16 protein-coding genes are annotated in these 23,848 nt (G+C 35.2%); 13 read left to right on the top strand and 3 right to left on the bottom strand.

Annotated elements, in window-relative coordinates; translation table 11 throughout:
* The first annotated feature begins 224 nt into the window (after positions 1-224).
* The 11 genes from HGP29_RS23390 to HGP29_RS23340 all read left to right on the top strand — a co-directional run bounded on the left by HGP29_RS23390 (position 225) and on the right by HGP29_RS23340 (position 19,232).
* On the top strand, positions 225-3,308 hold the full coding sequence (locus HGP29_RS23390) for a SusC/RagA family TonB-linked outer membrane protein (protein ID WP_168884880.1): 3,084 nt from the start codon (positions 225-227) through the stop codon (positions 3,306-3,308).
* A 17-nt stretch (positions 3,309-3,325) separates the two neighbouring features.
* Positions 3,326-5,215 (top strand): SusD/RagB family nutrient-binding outer membrane lipoprotein, encoded by a 1,890-nt coding sequence (locus tag HGP29_RS23385; RefSeq protein WP_168884879.1) that lies wholly within the window; start codon positions 3,326-3,328, stop codon positions 5,213-5,215.
* 276 nt (positions 5,216-5,491) lie between these two features.
* Positions 5,492-7,744, top strand: coding sequence for a GH92 family glycosyl hydrolase (locus HGP29_RS23380; RefSeq protein WP_168884878.1), 2,253 nt, complete (start codon positions 5,492-5,494; stop codon positions 7,742-7,744).
* Between the two features lie 50 nt (positions 7,745-7,794).
* Entirely contained in the window at positions 7,795-8,538 is a 744-nt protein-coding gene (locus tag HGP29_RS23375; RefSeq protein WP_168884877.1) for a copper homeostasis protein CutC, read from the top strand.
* A 41-nt stretch (positions 8,539-8,579) separates the two neighbouring features.
* Entirely contained in the window at positions 8,580-9,821 is a 1,242-nt protein-coding gene (locus HGP29_RS23370) for a PNGase F N-terminal domain-containing protein (RefSeq protein ID WP_168884876.1), read from the top strand.
* Positions 9,822-9,871: 50 nt separating this feature from the next.
* Entirely contained in the window at positions 9,872-12,460 is a 2,589-nt protein-coding gene (locus tag HGP29_RS23365) for a beta-mannosidase (protein ID WP_168884875.1), read from the top strand.
* Positions 12,461-12,464: 4 nt separating this feature from the next.
* Positions 12,465-13,889 (top strand): glycoside hydrolase family 125 protein, encoded by a 1,425-nt coding sequence (locus HGP29_RS23360; RefSeq protein WP_168884874.1) that lies wholly within the window; start codon positions 12,465-12,467, stop codon positions 13,887-13,889.
* 64 nt (positions 13,890-13,953) lie between these two features.
* Positions 13,954-15,042 (top strand): carbohydrate-binding family 9-like protein, encoded by a 1,089-nt coding sequence (locus HGP29_RS23355; protein WP_168884873.1) that lies wholly within the window; start codon positions 13,954-13,956, stop codon positions 15,040-15,042.
* A gap of 33 nt (positions 15,043-15,075) precedes the next feature.
* Positions 15,076-16,146, top strand: coding sequence for a putative glycoside hydrolase (locus HGP29_RS23350; RefSeq protein WP_168884872.1), 1,071 nt, complete (start codon positions 15,076-15,078; stop codon positions 16,144-16,146).
* A 172-nt stretch (positions 16,147-16,318) separates the two neighbouring features.
* Positions 16,319-17,158: an endonuclease/exonuclease/phosphatase family protein gene (locus tag HGP29_RS23345; RefSeq protein ID WP_211093393.1), complete on the top strand. Its 840-nt coding sequence runs from the start codon at positions 16,319-16,321 to the stop codon at positions 17,156-17,158.
* A 43-nt stretch (positions 17,159-17,201) separates the two neighbouring features.
* On the top strand, positions 17,202-19,232 hold the full coding sequence (locus HGP29_RS23340; RefSeq protein WP_211093392.1) for a glycoside hydrolase family 97 protein: 2,031 nt from the start codon (positions 17,202-17,204) through the stop codon (positions 19,230-19,232).
* A 60-nt stretch (positions 19,233-19,292) separates the two neighbouring features.
* On the opposite strand, the gene HGP29_RS23335 is transcribed toward HGP29_RS23340, so the two are convergent.
* Entirely contained in the window at positions 19,293-20,177 is an 885-nt protein-coding gene (locus HGP29_RS23335) for a lysophospholipid acyltransferase family protein (protein ID WP_168884871.1), read from the bottom strand.
* 316 nt (positions 20,178-20,493) lie between these two features.
* Here HGP29_RS23335 and HGP29_RS23330 point away from each other — a divergent pair, with 316 nt between their 5' ends.
* Positions 20,494-21,390, top strand: a complete 897-nt coding sequence (locus tag HGP29_RS23330; RefSeq protein WP_168884870.1) for a Dyp-type peroxidase — start codon at positions 20,494-20,496, stop codon at positions 21,388-21,390.
* A 56-nt stretch (positions 21,391-21,446) separates the two neighbouring features.
* Here HGP29_RS23330 and HGP29_RS23325 read toward each other — a convergent pair whose 3' ends face one another.
* Positions 21,447-21,989 (bottom strand): sugar O-acetyltransferase, encoded by a 543-nt coding sequence (locus tag HGP29_RS23325; protein ID WP_168884869.1) that lies wholly within the window; start codon positions 21,987-21,989, stop codon positions 21,447-21,449.
* Positions 21,990-22,086: 97 nt separating this feature from the next.
* Entirely contained in the window at positions 22,087-23,304 is a 1,218-nt protein-coding gene (locus tag HGP29_RS23320; protein WP_168884868.1) for a hypothetical protein, read from the bottom strand.
* Positions 23,305-23,513: 209 nt separating this feature from the next.
* On the opposite strand from HGP29_RS23320, the gene HGP29_RS23315 reads away from it, so the two are divergent.
* Positions 23,514-23,777: a rhodanese-like domain-containing protein gene (locus tag HGP29_RS23315; protein WP_168884867.1), complete on the top strand. Its 264-nt coding sequence runs from the start codon at positions 23,514-23,516 to the stop codon at positions 23,775-23,777.
* Positions 23,778-23,848 lie beyond the last annotated feature (71 nt).

Genomic DNA, 23,848 nt, shown 5'->3' with positions numbered 1-23,848 from the left:
GCCTGTAACTAGGTGAAAACTCAAAAATGAAACTATAGATCTTTCTCGTCATTCAGTTGGTTCCTCTGTCTATTAAATAAACTTTACTATCTCTTTTGTTGGAACTGGTAATAACCATTGATTTGAGGATGCCAATAACCATTTGAGTCATACAATATTAATTGTTGTTCTTATCTGGGTTAAAAAGTTTTTCAAAATCCAAAAACTATTCATTTTTCTACATCATGAAAAAACACTTACTCTTGTTATTAAGTGCTCTCTTTCTAATGCTTAATAACATTTATGCACAGGGCCGAACAGTATCGGGTACTGTGAAAGATGCTACAGACGATGCTCCTCTTCCAGGAGTGAATGTACTAATTAAAGGAACTTCTTCAGGTACAGTTACAGATTTAGATGGTAATTTCAATATTAATTTAGAAGACGGACAAAATGCGTTGGTTTTCTCATTTATTGGATATGCTTCTAAAGAAGTGGATGTCACAAACTCTACCAATATTTCAGTAAAATTAGATGTTGATGCTGAAGAATTAGAAGAGGTTGTTGTGACGGCATTAGGTATCGAACGATCGGAAAGATCATTAGGATATGCCATGTCAGAAGTTGATTCTGAACAATTAGGTGATGCTGGATCTACTTCAAATGTAATGAACTCTCTTTCTGGAAAAGTAGCCGGTGTACAGGTTGCTCCAGTATCTGGAGCGGGGACATCCTCTAGGGTGGTCATCCGTGGTAATGCAGTCTTGAGCGGGAATAACCAACCTTTATATGTTGTTGATGGTGTACCGATATCCAATGAAACATTAAAAGATGGTGGTGATAGTGCAGACAATGGAGATGTAAATACTGGTGATGGACTTTCATCGATAAATCCTGAAGACATCGAATCAATGTCAGTGTTGAAAGGAGGTTCAGCCACAGCACTTTACGGATCGAGAGCGATCAATGGTGTAGTACTTATTACTACAAAATCCGGTAAAGGAAGTGACCGAGCAGGTTTAGATTTTAATACAGGTGTTACTTTTGATATGGTGGGTATCACACCAAAAGATCAAAAACAATATGCGATGGGTACATTAGGTAACGAGCCTACTAACCCTAAAGCTCAAACTTCAATGTGGGGTCCTAAAATCACAGGACAGCGTTCTTCAGCTTATTATGATGGGGTAGAAAGAGTAGTTTCGGCTTTTGATAATTATAGAGATTTCTTTAAAACTGGTGTGACTTGGAATACCAATGTCGGTATATATAGGGCCAATGAAAATTCAAACATCCGTTTTTCGTATTCCAATATGGATAATAAAGGGATGGTGGATAACTCAACGTACAAAAGAAATACGTTTAACCTAAGAGGTTCTACTAAATTATTAAAGATTTTATCATTAGACTCAAAAATTACCTATGTCAACCAGAAAGCATTCAACAGAATGGAAATGGGTAATTCTGTGAACAACTATATGGGAATGATGGTGGCCTTGCCTACTACGATTGATCATAATTGGTTGAAAGATTATAAAACGGTAGATGGAAGACCAAAAGGTTACAACGATAAAGAGACCAACCCTTATTGGACTATGAATGAGGTAGTCAATCAAGATGAGTTGAATAGAGTGACGGGTATGGTGAGCTTAACTTTCGAGTTCACGGATTATCTAAAGCTATTAGCTAGAACAGGGGTTGATTACAATGCTTTACGTCAAGATGTTTTACAGCCATTGTATACACCTTTCTACGAACAAGGTAGAGCATTTCAGAGAACAAACCTTTCAATGGAGAACAATTCAGATTTCTTATTGATGTTCAATAAGCAAGTCAATAATTTTGATATTACAGCCAATTTTGGAGGATCATACATGCATGATATAAGACAATATTCAGATGTAGGTTCATCAAACTTTAACTCTGTTGATTTCCAAAATCCAAAAGCAGGTTCTCAACTGTTTTCAGATTATTCGACATATGAAAGAGCAATCGCTTCCATCTATGGTACAGCATCTATTGGTTACAAAGGTTATTTATTCCTAGATGTCTCTGCTAGAAATGACTGGTCATCTACACTTCCTATCAATAATAATTCATTTTTCTATCCATCAGTAAGTGCTTCTTGGATTTTCTCAGATATGGACTGGGATACTCCAGATTGGATGTCATTTGGTAAACTAAGAGCATCATGGGCGCAAGTTGGGTCTGATACTGATCCGTATAGCTTGGCACTTCAGTATTCATTGGATAACTGGAACCATAATGGAATTAATATAGGTAGAGTAGAGGGGAATAATATTCCAAATAGAACATTGAAGCCATCAATACAAACATCGTATGAAATAGGTTTAGACCTAAGATTTTTTGAAGACCGTTTTGGTTTTGATGTAGCATACTATAAATCATCTGCAGTGGATCAGATTCTAGGGGTTGATATCTCTAAAGGTTCTGGTTATGAACGAGCAATTATTAATGCGGGTCAGATTGATAATAGTGGTTGGGAGTTTATGTTCAACTATACACCAATTCAAAAGGATGACTTCTCTTGGGAGATGAATATTAACGCTGCTTACAATCAAAATGAAGTAGTCTCTTTGACAGAAGGTGTTGATTTCTTCCAATTGATTAGTATTGGGGGAGTATCAGTACAGGCAATTCCAGGGCAGCCATATGGTGCTATTGTAGGTTCTAAAGCCCTACGAGATGCTGATGGTAATTTAGTAGTTGATGATGCCGGAAGAGTCCAAAAGCAAGATGGTAATCATATTATTGGTAATGGAGTTCAACCTTGGATGGCAGGTTGGAGAAATACTTTAAATTATAAAAATCTATCTTTCTCTTTCCTAATTGATGGTAAATTCGGTGGTGATATTTACTCTAACACTGAAGCTTCAATGTATTCATTAGGTAAGCATGAAGAAACTCTAACAGGAAGAGATGATTATTATAGTGGAGCAGGTTGGAATCCAGGTAATCTAGTAAATGTTGATGATCAAGGTACTTCTACACCTTATACAAATTCAGTAGATCCTGAACTTTATTATCCATCAATTGCAGGAATTAGCGAGTTCTTTATTTATGATGCATCATTTATTAAACTAAGAGAGATTACTCTTACTTATAAATTCTCTGATAATCTTATCGGTAACACTCCTATTCGAAACCTTTCTATTACAGGACATGCGTTTAACTTGGTTTATCTGTGGAAAAATACAGATAATATTGACCCTGAAAGCTCATTTACATCAAGAAATGGACAGGGTATTGAGGTGTCAAACCTTACAATTCCAAGAACTTATGGAGTGAAATTAAGTGCTAACTTCTAATCTCAAATTTGATTAAAATGAACTTAAAAAGATATATATTAGGTACTGCTGTCGCTACTCTTTCTTTGATAGGATGTACCGAAAAGTTTGAGGAGATGAACACCAATCCTTGGACTTCAAATAACCTCGATGTACAACACCTAATGACTTTCTCTCAATTAAAGATGTTCTCTAATGGAGCCGAAGCATGGAGGGGAAATATTATTACATCAGGACCAATAGCTCAAAATACAGCTTGTCTATATACTACAGGTCAGGGTTTTGCTATTGATGATAGTCATACATCACCAACTTTTGATTTAATCTATGGAGATGTAACTAGAAATATAACAGATGCTGTGGATCGATTAACTAACGAGGGTAAAACGGCGCAAGTAGCACAATTTACAATCATAAAAGTGGTAAACTTATTAAGAGCCACACAAATTTATGGAGATATACCCTATTCTGAAGCAGGTAAAGGTTTTTCAGAGTTTGTTTATTATCCAAAATATGATGCACAGGAAGATGCTTTAAAAGCAATGGTTTCAGATTTACAATCTGCCAGAGATGTATTAAGTAATGCAAGTACAGGAGATATTATCACATACGATCTTTATGATGCAGGAATCAGCGGCCCATCGAAATATGTGAAACTTGCCAACTCATTATTAATGAAGATTGGCTTGATGATGTCTGAAGCTGATCCATCAACTGGAGCAACTGTTTTTAATGATGGTTATAGCCATAGTGGTGGATATATTTCTAATTGGTCCGAGGCGGTATATGTTAGACACGTTTCTGATGGTGGACCTTGGGGTGAGCATGTTAATGGTACCGGAATAGCTGTTGAAGGTCAAGTAGGTGGTTTTTCATATACCTATTTATCAGAGTTGGCTTTAAAATCAATGCAAGACAATCTAGATCCAAGAATGTTTAGAGTTGTTTCTCATTTGGACTATACAGGAGGTATTAGCAAAGCAATGTCTGATACAACTCAATACACAAACTTTAACCCCTTCTTAAAAGCAGGAGATGAAGGTACTTTTGTAAAAGCACATTATCGAGGTGTTCGTCTTGGAGATAATGGAGATGGAAATAGAGGAGTTTTCTTTAATGTTGAAAAAAATGGAGCTCAGCAAGCTGCTTACTGGGTGAACCAAAATTTAGCTGAGGATGCCCCTGATGAGGATCCTTATCAATTTAATAATGATGGGCAGTTTATTACCCTTGCTGGATTGAATCCTGCCACTTTTAATCAATTATCTCCAAGTATTGTTATTGGTGCAGATGAAGTTCAGTTTATGATCGCTGAAGCATCAACAATTCCTTCTTATGGAGTAGCAGATGCAAGTGCATTCCAAAGAGCTGTTGAATTCGCAATGTCAAAATATAATTCTCTGGATTTTCCAGGGGCAGATTATGAATCAATGTTTGTTGAATTGTATAAAAGACAAACAGATACAAATTATGACCACACAGCAGCCGTAACAGATTATGTGACCGCTGCAGTTGCAAGATATAATGCAGCAGTAGATAATGATGCAAGAAGAGATGTGGTGGTTTATGAGCAATGGATTTCATTACTTGGTGATGGTTATAACTCATTTGCTCTATGGAATAGAACACATTTACCATCGATTGTAGACTATGTGATTCCTGAAGCTGATAGAGATTATGATTTGCCTAAATACCCATCAGACCCACTTGTAGACCCATCAGTAGTACAAGATGGAATACAAGAAGTACCATTGCATAGAGGTGGCGTAACCAATTGGGTTAGACCAAGTAGATTTCCTTATCCAAACAGAGAGCTAAATGTTAATGCTGCAAATGCTAATGAGGCAATGCAGAGACAAAGAGGTGGAGTAGGAGAATCGACCAATTTTATTGCAATTAAACAGTGGTATAGTAACCAAAGTAATTAATAAAAAAGTATTGAAAGCGTAAAGTCTTGTAATTGAGTCTTTACGCTTTTTCTTTTTCAATTAGATTATACTGTTTTCACTCGGTTTGAAAGAAGAATTATTTGATTTTTCACTGTATTTACAAAAGTTATGACTTGATGTGCATGTTTGTGCGTGTTTTAATGCGTGATAATGACTGATATTTCTTATTTTTGCTGTAGAAAAAACACTTAACTAGTGTATTAACAACGATCTAAAATTATTAACACAGTGTCTATCAATTACTACTTAAAAAGAATGTCACTAATACTGGCCGCTGGTATTGTGAATATAGCGTGTACAAAAACTTCTCAAACCATAAATGAGACTAAAAATACCGAACGTTTAGTGGATTATGTTGATCCATTTATAGGTACGGGAGAACATGGTCATACATTTCCTGGTGCCACTTTACCATATGGGGGAGTACAATGTAGTCCTGTAAATGGGGTAAGTGGATGGGATTGGGTATCAGGATACCATATTTCCGATTCATTAATTGTTGGTTTTGGTCATCAACACTTAAGCGGAACAGGAATAGGAGACCTTAATGATATCTTGATTTTACCAACAGATAAGAAATATAGATTAGACGCCAATATCCAAGATAGAAACCAATTAGGATACACAGAAAAATATTCTCACGATCAAGAAACTGCCAAGCCGGGTTATTATTCAGTGCTATTACAAAATAGTGGTATACAAGCAGAAGTAACAACAGGCTTACATACAGGTTTTCATCGTTGGACTTATCCAGAAAGCATTAAAGAACCGTCAGTTGTAATTAACTTAGGTTTTGCGGTCAATTGGGATGGAGTTCAGAAATCAGCATTAGAAAAGAAAAACGAAAATACAATTAAAGGTTACCGTCTTTCAAGTGGATGGGCAGAAGATCAGAGAGTGTATTTTGAGATGAAGTTTTCTTCAAGAATCAAAAATATTGAAGTTCAAAAAAGAGGAGAACGTTTAGTAGCTCAAATAATTTTTGATAAAGTTGATAATCAACAACAAGTGAATGCAGCTGTGGGTATTTCTTCAGCATCTTTAGAAGGAGCAGCAGCAGCAATCAATCAAGAAGCAAAAGCTTACGATTTTGATCAAAAAGTGAGAGCCGCGTCAGATATTTGGGAAAATGCATTAAGTCAAATTAAGGTAACAACCAAGAATAAGAAGGAAAGAGAGATCTTCTATACTGCTTTATATCATACTAAAATTGCTCCTGTGACTCACTCAGATGCTATGGGTGAATATAAAGGAGCAGACCATAAATTACATCATGCGGACGGGTTTACTTATTACAGTACATTCTCATTATGGGATACTTTTAGAGCGGTTCATCCATTGGCAACGATTGTAGAATCAGAAAAAAGAAATGCTGATTTCATTAATTCAATGTTAGCTCATTTTGACGAAACAGGTTTATTACCTGTATGGGCTTTAGCAGGTAATGAAACAAATTGTATGACTGGATATCATGCTATGCCTGTGTTAGCAGATGCTGTTTTGAAAAACATCAAAGGTGTTGATCCGAATAGAGTATTAGAAGCGATGGTGAAAACTTCTATGCAGGATGAAAGAGATCTTCAAGCGTATAAAAAATATGGTTTTATCCCTTCTGATAAAGGAAATGAATCCGTGACTAAGACATTAGAATATGCTTATGATGATTGGTGTATCGCACAAGTAGCTAAAAAAGTAGGTGATGAGAAAACCTATATGAAATACATGAAGCGTTCTGAAGCTTACAAACCATTGTTCGATAAAGAAACGGAATTTATGAGAGGGTTATCTACAAAAGGTAAATATAGATTACCGTTTGATCCTGCTGAGGCAAATCATAGAGAAAATACAGATTATACGGAGGGAAATGCTTATCAACATTCTTGGTTTGTATTACAGGATGTTCAAGGGTTAATTGATTTGTATCCTTCTAAAGAGGCTTTCCTTAAAAAATTAGATGAGTTGTTTACTGCATCATCTGAATTGACAGGTGCGAATGTATCTCCTGATATTACTGGTTTAATCGGTCAATATGCTCATGGTAACGAGCCATCACACCATATAGCGTATTTATATAATTATGCCGGTGAGCCTTGGAAAACTCAGGAGAAAGTAAGAGAAATTATGGATACCCAATACGATAATACACCAGAGGGTATTGCAGGAAACGAAGATTGTGGACAGATTTCAGCTTGGTATGTATTTAGTGCACTTGGTTTTTACCCAGTAAATCCAGCTCAAGGATTATACGTAGTTGGTTCTCCAATTTTTGAAGAGTCAACCATAAACACATCAAATGGTAAATCATTTACTGTAACTGCAAATAACGTTTCAGAGAAGAATAAATACATCCAATCGATCACATTGAATGGTGAAAAATTGGATAGATTATATATCACACACGAAGAGATAATGAATGGTGGGCAATTAGTTTTTGAAATGTCAGAAACTCCAAATAAATCTTTAGGAATAAATACACCTCCACCATCAAACATTGCTATTAATATCTAGTAAAACGAGGATGAAAAAAGAAGGGCAGGAGTAGTCCTGCCCAACCAATTATGAAAACGACTTTAGAAATTTGTGCTTATACGGTAGACTCTGCTATAGCCGCTGAAAAGGGTGGAGCAGATCGTGTAGAACTTTGTGGAGGAAGACTTGAAGGAGGGACAACTCCAAGCAAAGGCTGCATGATTACGGCTAGAAAAAAAGTGACTATTGATATCTTTCCCATTATACGACCAAGAGGTGGTGACTTCCTTTTCACAGATTTAGAATTTGAAGAAATGCTTGAAGATGTGAGAATGGCAAAGAAGCTAGGTATGGACGGTGTAGTGATTGGAGCACTTACTGCAGAAGGAAGAATTGATGTTGATAGGTGTAGACCCTTAGTTGAAGCAGCAAAACCTATGGGAGTAACTTTTCATAGAGCTTTTGATATGGCAAGAGACACAAAAGAGGCTTTAGAAGATTTGATTGCATTAGGTGTAGATAGAGTACTAACATCCGGACAAAAAATGACAGCACTTGAAGGAGTGAGTACTTTAAAAACATTGGTTGATCAATCTAATGGAAGAATTGAAATAATGGCAGGGAGTGGTGTTTTACCTTCCAATGTCAAAGAAATAATAGAAAAGTCGAATGTACATGCAGTGCATTCAAGTGCATCCATGACTATAAATAGTTTGATGCAGTTTAAAAACGACAAAGTAGCAATGAGCAAGGAAAACCTTGATGCTGAGTATCAAAGGAGTGTTACTTCCATGGATACCGTTGTAGCATTAAAGAGTCAATTACCTGCCTGATTTTATTATACAATTAGCAAAAAAACATCGTACGAATGATCATGAAAAACAACATTATTTCCTCTTTAATTTTGGCCATCTTAGTGATCGGGTGTGGACCAAAAGAAATCGCAAGTATCGGCGATAAGACTTATCATGTATTTGACAACGAACATCTGTATTTTGATCCTAACCTTACAAAAGATGGTATTAATGTAAGCGATACTCAACCTTTTTATATCGAATCTGGGAGAATTATGCTCCGTAAAATAAGCATTCCCAAATTTGAGAGAGAAACGAAGGTGAGTATTATCGTTGAGGAAACATCTGCAGGAGACCGCTGGGATAAGGCCGGGTCTGTTTTTGTAATGCCAGTGAATGGTGTAAATATGTTGAGTGTTGTTCAAGGTCAATTTACATTACAGCATTCTGAAGATGCAGAAAAGACAGATAACTTCCCAGGTATGGTGGCAGAGGGTGAATATCAACCCGCAGTTGAACTGATGCGTTTCATGACACCTTTTGGAGTAGGTTTCTATTCTGAAGATACAGTGAAGTACCCTAATAGAATGCCTGTATACATTGATGGTTGGGCCAAGAAAGCAAAATGGAAGCAAGATATTACACATCTTTTGCCATTGTTAGAAGGTGAAGTATATGTTGGTGTTCATATCGATACTTGGACAAAAGAAGGTTATAATGTTGATGTGAAATTAAGATTTGATGAATCAGAGAATGCCTATGAACCAGCAAAAAAACGCTGGATCGCACCGGTATTGAACTCTGTGAGATATATTCCACCTCAAAGAGGTTGTGATAAATTCCAAAGAGCAGATATTGGAGCTAAAGTGAGCATTCCTCAAAACGCAAAATCTGTAAACTTAGGTTACATTACTACAGGTCATGGAGGCCATAGTGGTGGAGATGAGTTCGTACCGACGGAGAATATAATAAAGTTAGATGGGGAGGAATTATTTAAGTTTACTCCTTGGAGAACAGATTGTGCTTCTTTTAGAAGATTTAATCCAACATCTGGTGTTTGGTTAAAAACTAGAAATGTAGATTACATCGATTGGGAAGCTAAAAAATATAAGACTAAAAAAATTGAAGAGCCTGAAGCTTCATCAGATCTTTCAAGATCAAATTGGTGTCCTGGTTCTGACGTTCCACCAATGATTTTCCCTATGGAAAAGATTACTGGTGAACATGAAATTACAGTGAATATGCCAACAGCACAGAAACTTAAAGAAGATGAACAAAACTTCTGGTTTGTTTCTACTTATTTGTTTGGTGAGCTAGAGTAATATAAATATGCCCATGACAATATGTTATGGGCAGTTTTCTATCAAAAATCATGAACATAAAGACTTACTATCTATCACTAGTTGTATTCCTTGGATTGTTCAGTTGTACTGAGAACTGGGAAAGAAACACAACCACTAAACAACAATACCCCATTCAAGAAAATTGGGAATTTAAACAAGCTTCCAAAAGTAAGTGGTATAAAGCTACAGTACCTGGTGTGGTACATACTGATTTATTGGCAAACAAACTTATTGAAGATCCTTTTTACAGACAAAATGAAAAAGATTTACAATGGATTGAGGAAGAAGATTGGGTATACAAGACCAAGTTCGACCTTCCTGTAAACCTAGATAAACAACAATTTTCATTAAAGTTTGATGGCTTAGATACTTATGCAGATGTAACATTAAATGGAGAAAAAATTCTTTCTTCAGACAATATGTTTGTGGGGTATGAAAAAGAAGTAACTCGTTTACTTAAACAAAAAGGGAATATACTTGAAGTGTATTTTCATTCTCCTATCAAAGTTACAAAACCCTTACGCGATGAGGCAGGTTTTGAATACCCAGCAGATAATGATGCAAGAGCAGAAAAGTTCAGTATTTATTCACGTAAAGCTCCCTATTCATTTGGTTGGGATTGGGGTCCAAGGTTTGTGACGTCAGGTATTTGGAGAGACATCAATTTGGTGGTATGGAACAATGCAAAAATTAATGATGTTCATATCGTTCAGCAATCATTAACAGACGAAAAAGCAACTTTATCTGCAAGTATCGAGGTGTATTCAGAAGTAGATACTGAAGCTAAAGTTAGATTGTCATCAGAGGAAACAACATTTTCGGGAGAAGCTAGATCAATCCAATTATCAAAAGGGATCAATAAAGTTTACTTAGATGCAGAAGTATCAAATCCAGAAAAATGGTGGCCGAATGGCTTAGGTGAACAACGCCGTTATAACATTACAGCTCAAGTAATGGTGGAAGGACAGTTAGTAGATGAAAAATCGAATAAAATTGGATTTAGAACTGTAGAGTTAATCAATGAACCAGATAGCCTAGGGGAAAGTTTCTATGTGAAAGTTAATGGCGAGCCAGTGTTTATGAAAGGGGTAAATTATATCCCACAGGATAGCTTTTTACCTTCTGTTACAAAGGATCGTTATGATTGGATGATTGAAAGCATGACCCAAGCACATATGAATATGGTGCGTATTTGGGGTGGAGGTATTTATGAAAGTGACTATTTCTACGACCAATGTGATGAAAAGGGATTATTGGTATGGCAGGACTTTATGTTTGCATGTACAATGTACCCAGGAGATAAAGATTTCCTTCGTAAGGTTAAAGAAGAAGCTTCATACAATATCAAAAGATTAAGAAATAGACCTTCCTTAGCATTATGGTGTGGTAATAATGAAGTTGGTGTTGCCTGGGATAATTGGGGTTGGCAAGATAGTTACAAATGGAGTCAAGACGTTCAAGATAAATTACAAGAGGATTATAAAAAGTTATTTGATGAATTACTTCCTAAAATGGTGAACTCATTAGATAAAGGCCGATTCTATTATCCTTCATCTCCAATATCAAATTGGGGTAAAATAGAAGATTTTTCTATTGGAGACAATCACTTCTGGGGGGTGTGGCATGGTAAATATCCTTTCGAAAGCTTTAAAGAATATGTTCCTCGATTTATGAGTGAATATGGGTTCCAATCATTCCCATCTTTTGAATCAATTAAGAAATTTACTGTAGAAGAAGACTGGGGGTTAGAAACAGAAGTGATGAATACCCATCAAAAAAGTTACACTGGTAACGGCTTGATTAAAGTATATATGGAACGTGACTTTAAAGTACCAGAAAACTTTGAAGACTTTGTTTATGTAGGGCAGTTACTACAAGCAGACGGTATGCGTCAGGGCTTTGAAGCTCACAGAAGTAATATGCCATATTGTATGGGTACATTGTACTGGCAATTAGATGATTGTTGGCCAGCTGCTTCATGGTCGTCAATAGATTATTATGGAGAGTGGAAGGCTCTACATTATACTGTAAAGCGATCTTTTGAGCCACAAATTATTGTTACAGATGTTGAGAACGATTCATTGAAAGTTGATTTTGTCAATGATCATTGGAAAGGAGATACTTCTAAATTAATTGTAGAGTTAAGGGATTTCGAACAAGGGTTAATCTCTTCGAAATCAGTAGAATTTTCTGTTAAAAAGAATTCAAGTACTGAGATTGTTCATCAATCGTTGAAAGATTTCTTTGGGAAGAAATTCTCTTCGAATGATAAGAAAACTCATTATTTATTGTTGAAATCCGTAGGTGAAAACAAAGAAGTAAAAGCACTTAATTATGCTTTCTTTGTGAAGCCAAAAAATCAACAATTACCAAAAGCAAGCATTATATCATCAGTAGAAGATATTAATGGAGAGGTAACGATTAAGTTATCATCAGATGTTTTTGCTGAAAGTGTAGCTCTCACTTTAGATGGAAATGTAATTGCACATTTCTCTGATAACTACTTTCACTTAGATGCGGGAGTAGAGAAAGTGATTAAAGTAAGTAGAACTAAATTAACAGCAGCTGATATTAAAAGTCAGTTACAGATCAAGTGTTTAAATAATTTAGAAAACTAGAACCATGAAAAGAAGAAGTTTTTTAAAGACAACTGGATTAGTAGCGTCAGGTTTAACTATGACAGGTTCAGGTGCTTTAGCATCTGAGTTATTAAAAGATAAATATGTATCCAATAGACCTCCGTTAAATGAAAGAAAATTCACATCGGAGGCAGTGGAGAAAGTAATAAAGAAGGTAGCAAAGAAAATTTCTGATCCTGAATTAAGATGGATGTTCCAGAATTGCTATCCTAATACATTAGATACAACCATTGAGTTCAGTATCGAAAATGGAAGGCCAGATACCTTTGTCATCACAGGTGATATTCCTGCTATGTGGCTTAGAGATTCTACAGCACAAGTGTGGCCTTATCTACCTTTAGCTAATGAGGACGATGAGTTGAAGTTAATGATCAAGGGATTGGTGAATCGCCAATCGGCTTGCATCTTACTGGATCCATATGCTAATGCTTTTGAAAAAGATGAAACTGTAAAATCACATTGGGCTGATTCTGATATAACAGATATGAAACCAGGTACTCATGAAAGAAAGTGGGAAATCGATTCATTATGTTATGCAGTAAGGCTAGCCAATGGATATTGGAAAAAAACGGGCGATACTTCTATTTTTGATGATCAATGGAAAACAGCATCAAAACTTATCTTAAAGACTTTTAAAGAACAACAGAGAAAAGATGGTGTGGGACCTTATACTTTCTCAAGAAAAACACAGAAATATGAAGATACCATGGCCAATTGGGGTGCTGGAGCATCTTTAAAACCATGTGGTTTGATTGTATCAGCGTTTAGACCTTCAGACGATTCAACTTTATTACCATTCTTGATCCCATCGAATTACTTTGCAGTTGCGTCTTTAAGACAACTAGAAGATATTTATACGAATGTAATTGGAGACTCTTCTTTTGCTAAAGAGTGTGCAGCATTAGCAGATGAAGTGTCAGAAGCATTAAAAAAATATGCTACTAAAGATCATTTAGAATATGGTAAGATATTAGCATTTGAAGTAGATGGCTTTGGTAACCAATATTTTATGGATGATGCCAATGTGCCTAGTTTATTATCAATGCCTTATTTAGATTGTATGGATGTAGAAGATCCATTATATCAGGCTACGCGTAAGTTTGTTTGGAGTGAAGATAACCCGTATTTCTTTAAAGGAAAATTTGAGGGTATTGGTGGTCCACATGTTGGGTTGGATTATGTTTGGCCAATGTCGATCATTCAAAAAGGGTTAACCTCAACAGATGCAACTGAGGTGAAGTGGTGCTTAGAACAATTAAAAGCAACACATGCAGATACAGGCTTTATGCATGAATCTTTCCATAAAAATGATCCTAAGAAATTTACTAGATCTTGGTTCGCCTGGACAAATACTTTGTTTGGAGAACTAGTCTATAAGGTTTATCAACAGCACCCAGAGTTATTATAAATTAAATTTTTTCGGAGAGGTATCTTCATGATACTTCTTCGATTAAAATGCTTTCAATAAGAAGATGAGAACACCTTTCTTAATTATACAATTAGTCATTCTTCCACTTTTTACTTTTGCTCAGGTTTATCCTACACCTGAAAGTTATTTATGTTATTCAACTTCAGAACCAATAGAGGTGGACGGAGTTTTAGATGAGGAAGATTGGGAAAAAGCAGAATGGAGTAAACTGTTTGTTGATATTGAAGGGGATAAACAACCTGCACCTCTTTTTGAAACAAAAATGAAAATGCTTTGGGACAAAGATTATCTTTATATCGCAGCAGAATTAATAGAACCCCACTTATGGAGTACGATTGAAGAAAGAGATGCTGTGATATATCAAGATAATGATTTCGAGGTATTTATAAATCCAAACCCGAATTCCCATCAATATTATGAATTCGAGATGAATCTGCTTAATACAGTCTGGGATTTAATGATGACTAAACCATACAGAGATGGTGGGTCCTACATGAATGCTTGGCATATTGAAGGACTCAAGTCTGCAGTGAAGTTGTATGGAACAATTAATGATCCTTCTGATATTGATGATAAGTGGACCTTGGAAATCGCCTTCCCATGGGCAGTCTTAGCACAGGAAAAACCAGTACTGATTTATCCTGAAGAAGGTAGAAGGTGGAGAATTAACTTCTCTAGAGTAGAATGGCAACATGAAATAGTTGATGGGAAGTATACAAAGAAGATCGACCCTAATACAGGTAATTCTTTTCCCGAATACAATTGGGTATGGTCTCCACAGGGAGAAATAGCCATGCATATGCCAGAACAATGGGGATACATCCAATTCACAGAAAATAAGGTTGGGGATAAAAAAGATATTGATGTTTCTGAGACAGAAAGTGAGAGGTTATACCGTCAACTTTTTGATATTTATAGAGCACAAAAAACCTATTGGCTGAAATATAGAGAGTATGCCTATAGTTTAGATCAATTGGGGTGGAAGACTCCATTTCTCTACAAGGGAACAGAAGTTATTCCTTTAATAACTAAAATCCCTGGTGGGTATATTGTTTCTCTAGAAATACCTCAGGAGAAGAAGACATTAATGGTAAGATACGATAGTTATGGTGAAGTAATTACTCACCCATAGATTAAATAAAGAATTATTACTTAAGCACTTGATATGAAAAAAAGAGAATTTTTAAAACTAGCTGGATTAACAACAACAGGAGTAATGTTAGGGCTTCCGGCCATTGGGAAAAATATAAAATTACCCAAAAGATGGATGTGGTTACATGCTCATGATGATTGGAGTGATGCCCAATGGGAAGAAAAACTAGTTCAACTTAAAGAAATTAATATAGAAGCTGTTCTATTGGGAGGTACCAAAGAAACATTTGAGAGGATGTATCCTTTATTGAAAAAAAGAGATATTGAAATGCATGCTTGGATGTGGACTTTGAATAGAAACGGTGATAAAGAAGCACAAAAGCATCCGGAGTGGTATACAGTAAGCGGAGACGGAAGGTCTTGTCATGAGTACCATCCATATGTAGATTATTACCAATGGGTATGTCCTTCGCAAGTACCTGTTCAAGATCATATCATCAAACAAGCAAAAGAATTAGCCCAAATTGAAGGAGTAAAAGGAGTACATTTAGATTATGTTCGTTATTCTGATGTGATTTTAGCTTCATCTCTACAACCTTTATATGGTATCGTTCAGGATAAAGAGTACCCTGAATATGATTTCTGTTACTGCCAGACATGTAGAGATAAGTTTCTAGCGGAATACGGTGAAGATATCTATGATATGAAAGACCCTACACAATCTGCAGATTGGCGTCAGTTTAGATATGATTCAGTGACACATTTGGTAGATAGAATCTATGATGCGGTACATAAAGAAGGAAAATTATTGTCTGCAGCTGTCTTTCCTTATCCTGAATTGGCAAGAAAAATATGTAGACAATCATGGGATGACTTTAAATTAGATATGGTGTTCCCAATGATTTACAATAATTTCTATGAAGAGCCGATCGACTGGATTAAGTTCGCTACAGAACAAGGAGTAAAAGATCTAAAATCTAGATATAAAGAACCATTATACACTGGTCTTTTCCTTCCAGCATTGCCTAAACAAGAAGATCTTGAAAAAGCATTGGTTTTAGCAAAAAAAGGAGGAGCAAAAGGTTTTGCGATCTTTGATTTAGGAGGAATGAAAGATCCTCATTGGGAAGCTTTGAAGAAGTAAATTAAGAGTAATGGAGTAAAGTATTTGTCAAAGGTATTTTACTCCTTTACATCGTTTTATGGCAATATAACAGAGTTTAACACGGCTGAGATATTTACATCATCTTTCTAAGCAGGAAAATAAAATACCTTTGTTATACAAAAAGAAATCCTAAAAGATCGCTATTCAGATTATGAGAAAAATACTCGCATTATTAACCTTGTTTATCTTATCCAACTTCACCTCCATAGCACAGCATAATAGTATGAATGTGATGTCTTACAACATCCGTTTAAATACTCCATCAGATGGTGATAACGCTTGGCCAAATCGAAAAGGTTGGGTAGTGGATATGATCAAATTTTACCAAGTGTCAATTCTTGGAACACAGGAGGTATTACCAGATCAATTAGAAGACTTAAAGAAAGGTCTACCGCACATGACACAAATTGGAGTTGGTAGAAAAGACGGTAAAAGTGGAGGAGAATTTTCAGCAATCTTTTTTGATACTCAACAATATAAAATGTTGAATTCTGGTACTTTTTGGTTGTCAGAAACACCTGAAAAACCATCAACAGGATGGGATGCTGCATTACCAAGAATATGTACCTGGGCCATTCTTAAACATAAAAGTACAAAAAGAACAGTTGTGGTGATGAATACACATTATGATCATATAGGTCAGGAAGCTAGAGTAGAATCATCAAAGCTATTAATTAAGAAATCACAGGAGTTATCACAGAATGGTAAATACCCAGTTATTTTAATGGGAGATTTTAATACTCAACCTCAAGATAAGCCTGTTCAGATTCTCAATGAATATTATCAAAACACTAGACAAATCAGTCTAACAAATCCGTTAGGTCCAATAGGAACCTGGGAAGCTTTTGATTACAACAGTCCTTTAGATACCCATATTGATTTCATTTTCACTTATGGATATTTTAAAGTGTTAAGATATGCACACATTACAGAAGCTAGAGGTCAGAAATTTCCTTCAGACCACTTACCTGTATTTGTAGAATTACAATAAACAAAAACCAACCTAACTCATTAGGATATTATACTTAATTAAAATGAAGATTATAAAACTATTTGTTTTTCTATTATTATCAATTTTATCTTTCTCATGTACACCAAATTATATGGTGGCCAATTCTCCAGATGAAAAGTTAATTGTAGAAGTATCGGTAGATGATAAAGGGGCTCCTTGGTATTCGGTTACTTGGGCAGGTGAACCTATCATCAAAAAATCATATTTAGGTTTTGAGTTAAAAGATCAACCAGCAATGGTCAACAATTTTGAAATTGTGGGTGAGATTAGAAATACAATGAACCAAACATGGGAACAACCATGGGGTGAAAATAAAAAGGTATTAGATCATCATAATGAACTTACAGTAAACTTAAGGGAGAAAGATGGTTTAAAACGTAAAATGAACTTAGTTTTTAGAGTATTTAATAATGGTGTAGGATTCCGATATGAATTCCCAGAACAAGATAACCTGAAGGAATTTGTTATTATGGATGAAAAAACACAATTCCAGTTATCAAATAACCATGATACTTGGTGGATTTGGGCTGATTATGATACTTACGAAAAGCTTTACAACCATACAGATGTAGATTCTGCAAGTTGGGTGGCAACGCCTGTAACTTTCCAAACGAAGGAAAACTATTTTATTAGTTTACATGAAGCAGCTTTAACCGATTATGCTGGTATGACGCTTAAGCTGTCTGATGACAAAAAATATACTTATGAATCGGCATTAGTGCCTTGGGCAAATGGCGATAAAGTAAGAACAACTGCACCGAGTAAAACGCCTTGGAGAACAATTCAAGTAGGACGTCAAGCAAGTGATCTTGTCAATTCGAATATGATCATCAACCTTAACGAGCCGAATAAGATCGAAGATACATCTTGGATTAAGCCTATGCAGTATTTAGGTATTTGGTGGGAATTTCATATTGGTACCAAAGAATGGAAAGAAGGCCCAAGACAAGGAGCAACTACTGAAGAAGCAAAGAAATACATTGATTTTGCTGCAAAGCATAATATTGGTGGTGTAGTTGTTGAAGGTTGGAACTCAGGATGGGACAAGTGGGGAGAGAAGGATGCTTTTGACCACATCACTCCAGCTAAAGGTTACGATTTAGAAGCGGTTGCAAAATACGCAAATGATAATAATGTAGCTCTTATAATGCATAATGAGACTGGTGGTGATATTCCATCTTACGAAAAATATATGGATGAAGCGTTTAACCTGTATGAAAAACTAGGTATTAATGCTCTAAAAACAGGCTATGCAGGAGGGATTTTCCCAAGAGGAGAACACCATCATGGTCAGTTTATGGTGAACCATTATAGAAAGGTGGTAGAAGAAGCGGCAAAGCATAAAATTATGTTGGATGCTCATGAACCTATAAAGCCTACAGGAATAAGAAGAACTTGGCCAAATATGATGACCAGAGAAGGTGTAAGAGGTATGGAATGGAACGGTTGGTCAGATGGTAACCCTCCAAATCACACATTAATTTTGCCATTTACAAGGATGTTAGGTGGGCCTTTAGATTATACTCCAGGTATTTTTGATGTGAAATACGAGAACTCACCAAATAGAGTGGCTTGGAATACTACTGCTGAGATCATGAACGAAGCGAGAGTCCATACTACTTTAGTGAAACAAATGGCATTGTCAATTATTCTTTATTCACCATTACAAATGGCATCTGATTTAGTAGAGAACTACGAAAAGCACCTAGATGCATTTAAATTCTTATCATCTTCTACAGCAGACTGGGATGAAAGTAAGATGTTAGCAGGTGAAATTGGTGAATATGCGATCACTGCAAGAAGAACAGGTGATGAGTGGTTTATTGGAGCTGCTACAGATGAAAAAGGTAGAGCAGTAAGTATTAATTTAGATTTCTTAGAGCCAAATAAGGTGTATAAAGCAATTATTTATACTGATGCTCAAGGAACAACTTATCTTAATAATCCTAAGAATTATGAGATTGTTGAGAAGAACGTGACCTCCAATGAGACAATGCTAATTCAAATGAATGCTGGTGGTGGAGAGGCTATCCACTTCCAAGTATTACAATAGAAAAGCAAAAAATAAGATATAAAAAGGGGATGATATTTCATTATATCATCCCCTTTATATTTATGCTGTTGCTGGAACAAACTCCTCATGTTTCTCACGAGTTCTTTTCCATCTTTTGTGAGTCCAAAGCCAATATTGTGGACGCTTCTTAATTTCTTTCTCTAACATTCGAGTATGTTTTTCTGTAATAAAACCATGCTCTTCTAGTAATGGCTGATCTGTTACCAACTCAAAGTTTAGTCGATAATAACCTCTTTTTACTTTGGTAATCTTAGTAAAAATAACAACCATATCGTTCTCTTTGGCATACTTTTCTGGTCCAAAGAAACATGCAGTTTCTTGATTTAGAAAATTGGTCCAAATTACTTTCTTACTGTAAGTTGGAGATTGATCTGCTCCGAAAATTAATCCAATAGGCTTCTCATGTTTCGACTCAAAAAATGATTTTGCGTAATCCTTTTGTATCATATTCATTCCAAATTGAGAACGAGAAGTTGTAATTTTCTCATTGAAGAAATCATTACTCAACTTAGAGAACAAACATGAAATCTGTCTTCCAACACTAGCAGTAGCTGAAGTTGCAGCATACTCGAAATTATTGTAATGATGACCAATGATACAAAGGTTTCTATCCTTGTACTTATTGATCAAGTCCATATCATCATATACACATCTTTCTAACAACTCCTTTTCAGAGATATTGAACATCTTAAAGCTTTCGCATATAAGATCACATAGGTGTCGGTAGAATTTTGATTCAATTTCCTTAATTTCTTCATCGCTTTTTTCGGGAAAAGAATTCTTTAAATTCGCTTTTACTACAGTAGTTCTATATCCAATCAGTTTATAAAGAACAAAATATAAGAAGTCTGATATTTTGTACAGTACACTGAATGGAAGTATAGTTATTGGCCATATGAAAAGACCATACAATATTTTTGTCATTAGTTATAGTTGTAAGTAAATATTGAATTGAAGTTAGACAGATTTTACGCCTGTCTGCTAACGGATCTTAATATAGGAAATAGTATTGTGTAAACAAAAAATGATGAATGAGTGTTCACCTTTATTGGTTTCCCTTTTCATTTATTAGATAAAGAATAACGTTTCTAATATATTAAGTATTAGCATATTGTATTTACCTGTTTCAATGATTAGAGATATATGTCATCTTATTTACAATAATTGTATGATATCTTTAACCTGTTCTAAGACTAATACGTTAAAATAGTCATCAATCAAAATAATAAAACTACTACCCATGAGTAATTATCAAAAGGCAATTTTTAATGAAACAACAAATACCTTTAATGTAACAGAATTCACAATCACTGATTGGAGTAATGTACAAGTATTAAAGGGATCAATAAAAAAAGCATTAGAGAAAACATCTAATGATATTGATATTGTAGTTTCATTTGGTAAAAAGCTTTGGGAAACACTAAATCCAGCAATTAAACCAGCTCAGTTAAAGGATTTTGCTACTCTACAAGGAAAAAATGGATACAGCATGCCTGCTACACAAGCAGATCTTTATTTTAGAATTATCGGTAATGATACTGCATTAGTACTAGACCAAACGATCCACATTCAGGAAGCAGTAGCGAAAGTGGCTGAAGTAGCAATCTCGGAAAATGGATTTATTTATAAAGATCATAGAGACTTGACAGGTTTTGTTGATGGTTCTGCTAATCCAAAAGAAGAAAAGAAGTATCCTGCAGCATTAATCGCAGATGGAGAAATTGGAGCAGGAGGGAGTTATGTATTTCATCAGAAATGGATTCATAACCTGGCTAAATTTAATGAGCTTCCTCAAGCTGTTCAAGAGAAAATTATTGGTAGAACGAAGCCAGATTCTATAGAGTTGGAAGGCGATGATATGCCAAAAGATTCTCATGTATCTAGAACAGACGCCAAACATGATGGGGTGGCTATGAAAATATGGAGACGGTCTTTCCCTTATGGTAATGCTAAAGAAAGAGGTTTGTTCTTTATTTCGTATGCATGTGATCCATTCAGAGTAGATATTCAACTAGATAGAATGTTGGGTAATACCGAAGATGGAGTGTCAGATCAGATTATGAATTACTCTGAAGCTGTTACGGGTGGATATTCATTTGCACCTTCTGTTGAGGATTTAACGACTGCACTTCAATAAGTGCAATTAAAAATAAATAAAAATAGCCCAAAACGTAAGTCTTGGGCTATTTTTATTTAAATATGCTTAATTACTTTACAAGGGTTTCCCACTGCAACAGTATTGGCAGGGATATCTTTTGTAACAACACTTCCGGCACCAATGGTAACATTTTCTCCAATGGATACGCCTGGTAGTATTACAACATTTCCACCAATCCATACTCTATTCCCAATAGTAATAGGTTTTCCAAATTCATCTCCTCTAGTTCTTTGTATTGGATCGATAGGGTGTCCTGCTGTAGCGATTAATACATTTGGTGCAATAAAAACATTATCTCCAATTGTTACAGGAGCAACATCTAAAATCGTTAGGTTAAAATTGCTGTAGAAATTATCGCCAACAGTAATATTATAACCATAATCACATCTAAATGGTGCTTCAACATTGACATTCAATTGATCTTGTTGAAATAATTCTTCCAAAATCTTAGCATTCAAATCTATAGGGGAGTCATTGTATTGTTTACATAATATTTTTGCTCTTTTACGATCTTGAACTAAGGTAGGGTCATCTGCATTATACAGTTCACCAGATATCATTTTTTCTTTTTCAGTCATGGTAACTAGTTAGGTTATTTTACCAATCAATTTAAAGAATTAAACTTTTACTAAAAATAAAAGCCTCTACTAGAATAGAAGCTCTCACATTTATTAATTATTTTTTGATACCAAACCTGTAATTAATACCTGTCATCAGAAACTTATTATTGTCTGCAATACCATATTCACCTCTAATAGCAAAATGTTTATTGATTTCCAGACTAAAGCCACATTGTACAGTCCAAGCTTGTATTAATTCTTTTTTGATACTGTATTCAACAGCCGTATTATTAATTCTGTCTTTAAATTCTTTTGATACAGTTTCATTTAAGAAGTTATTGAGTTGAGAACCATCTGGTACTCGCCCAAGTTCTTTTTCAATTTTTCTCTTTATAGGCATTGGAAGTCCATCATATACTTCTGCAATCTTATTTTCTATACCGTCATTAATTGGACCTAATGGTATTTCATCAGGAATTTTATCTCCAGGCAACACAGAACTTAAGTGGATATAACCTGGGCTTGGTTCATCAGATACAAAATTTCTATTCATTGCACCCACATAAAAAGCAATGCTTTGTTTTCCGTGGTTTAATGGAATTCTTTTACCAACTCTTACTGAATATGTGCTTACTATTACGTTCGATTCTAGTAAATCTGTTTCTGTAGTTGAGTAGTTCACGTCAACAGTACCAAACCATCCTTTAAATCCATAGGCCATCGTTACACCACCACCAAAAGCAAGAGCATCGAAAGTTTCTGTAGAGATATCGCCTAAACCAATGGCTGTAGTACATTTTACATCAGACACCATACCGTAAACATTCATAAATGGAAGGATATACATATCCATTCTATAGTTCATACCCGTAGCTGTAGCTAATGTAACATCATTTTTTAGTTGATCTAAAATAGGACCTTTTACAATGTTATCAACAGTTTCTTGTGGAAGGTTTTTACCAAAATAAGGTGCTTTTTTGGGGTTGCCATCTTTATCTAATATAGGTTGCCCATTTTCATCTTGTTGAAATTCATTGACAGGTTTAAAGCCAACATCAAGATCTGTAATGTGCATACCCATGGAGCTATTCACATAACCTGCACTAAAACCAATTGGCAATGGGAGTGAATACCCTCTATCATATACTTTTTGTCCCCAAATAGGGAATCGGTAAGGATAAACTTCTTTTTGAATTTCGATTAAAGATGAAGAAGAGTCAGTTTTTATTTTATTAATATTTTCTGACGTTTTGTTGATGATTTGTGCGTTTGTTATACCATTGAAATAGTACAGTGTTACCAAAATGAAGCTAGGAATAAGTCGTTTAATCATAAAGAATAAAAAAGGTTGTAAACTTTTAATGAGTGAATGATAAATGTGATAAGTCACACAAAAGTATAAATAGGGTAACAATGTTTCTGTTTATGAAAGTAAATACTTATCAATAAATGAAAATGGAATTTTGTCAATGTGATAATTGTTACACTCAATGAAAAAGCATTCAATTATCTTTGAAGTATACTATTAAAATATATAAAAACATGAATTATAGAGAGTTAGTGAATAACGGTACACCATTATTAGATGTAAGATCGGACGCAGAGTTTAATGAAGGACATATAGAAGGTGCAGTGAATATACCCGTTAATGATGTACAAAGAAGAATGGATGAAGTAAAAAAATTAGGTTCACCACTAATTGTTTGTTGTCTTTCTGGAGGTAGAGCAGGAGTGGCCAAGGCATTAATTGAAGCTGCTGGAGTAAAAGAAGTGTATAATGCAGGAGGCTGGGAGAGTCTTCTGTAATACTATATAGATGTCGGATAGATAAGCATATGTTGTTTTTCAGCATATGCTTTTTTTATATTTACGAAAAA

It is taken from the genome of Flammeovirga agarivorans (assembly GCF_012641475.1).
Classification (GTDB): Bacteria; Bacteroidota; Bacteroidia; order Cytophagales; family Flammeovirgaceae; genus Flammeovirga; species Flammeovirga agarivorans.
Note: the sequence above shows the minus strand (reverse complement) of the source record. Positions and strands in the feature narration are given on the sequence as shown.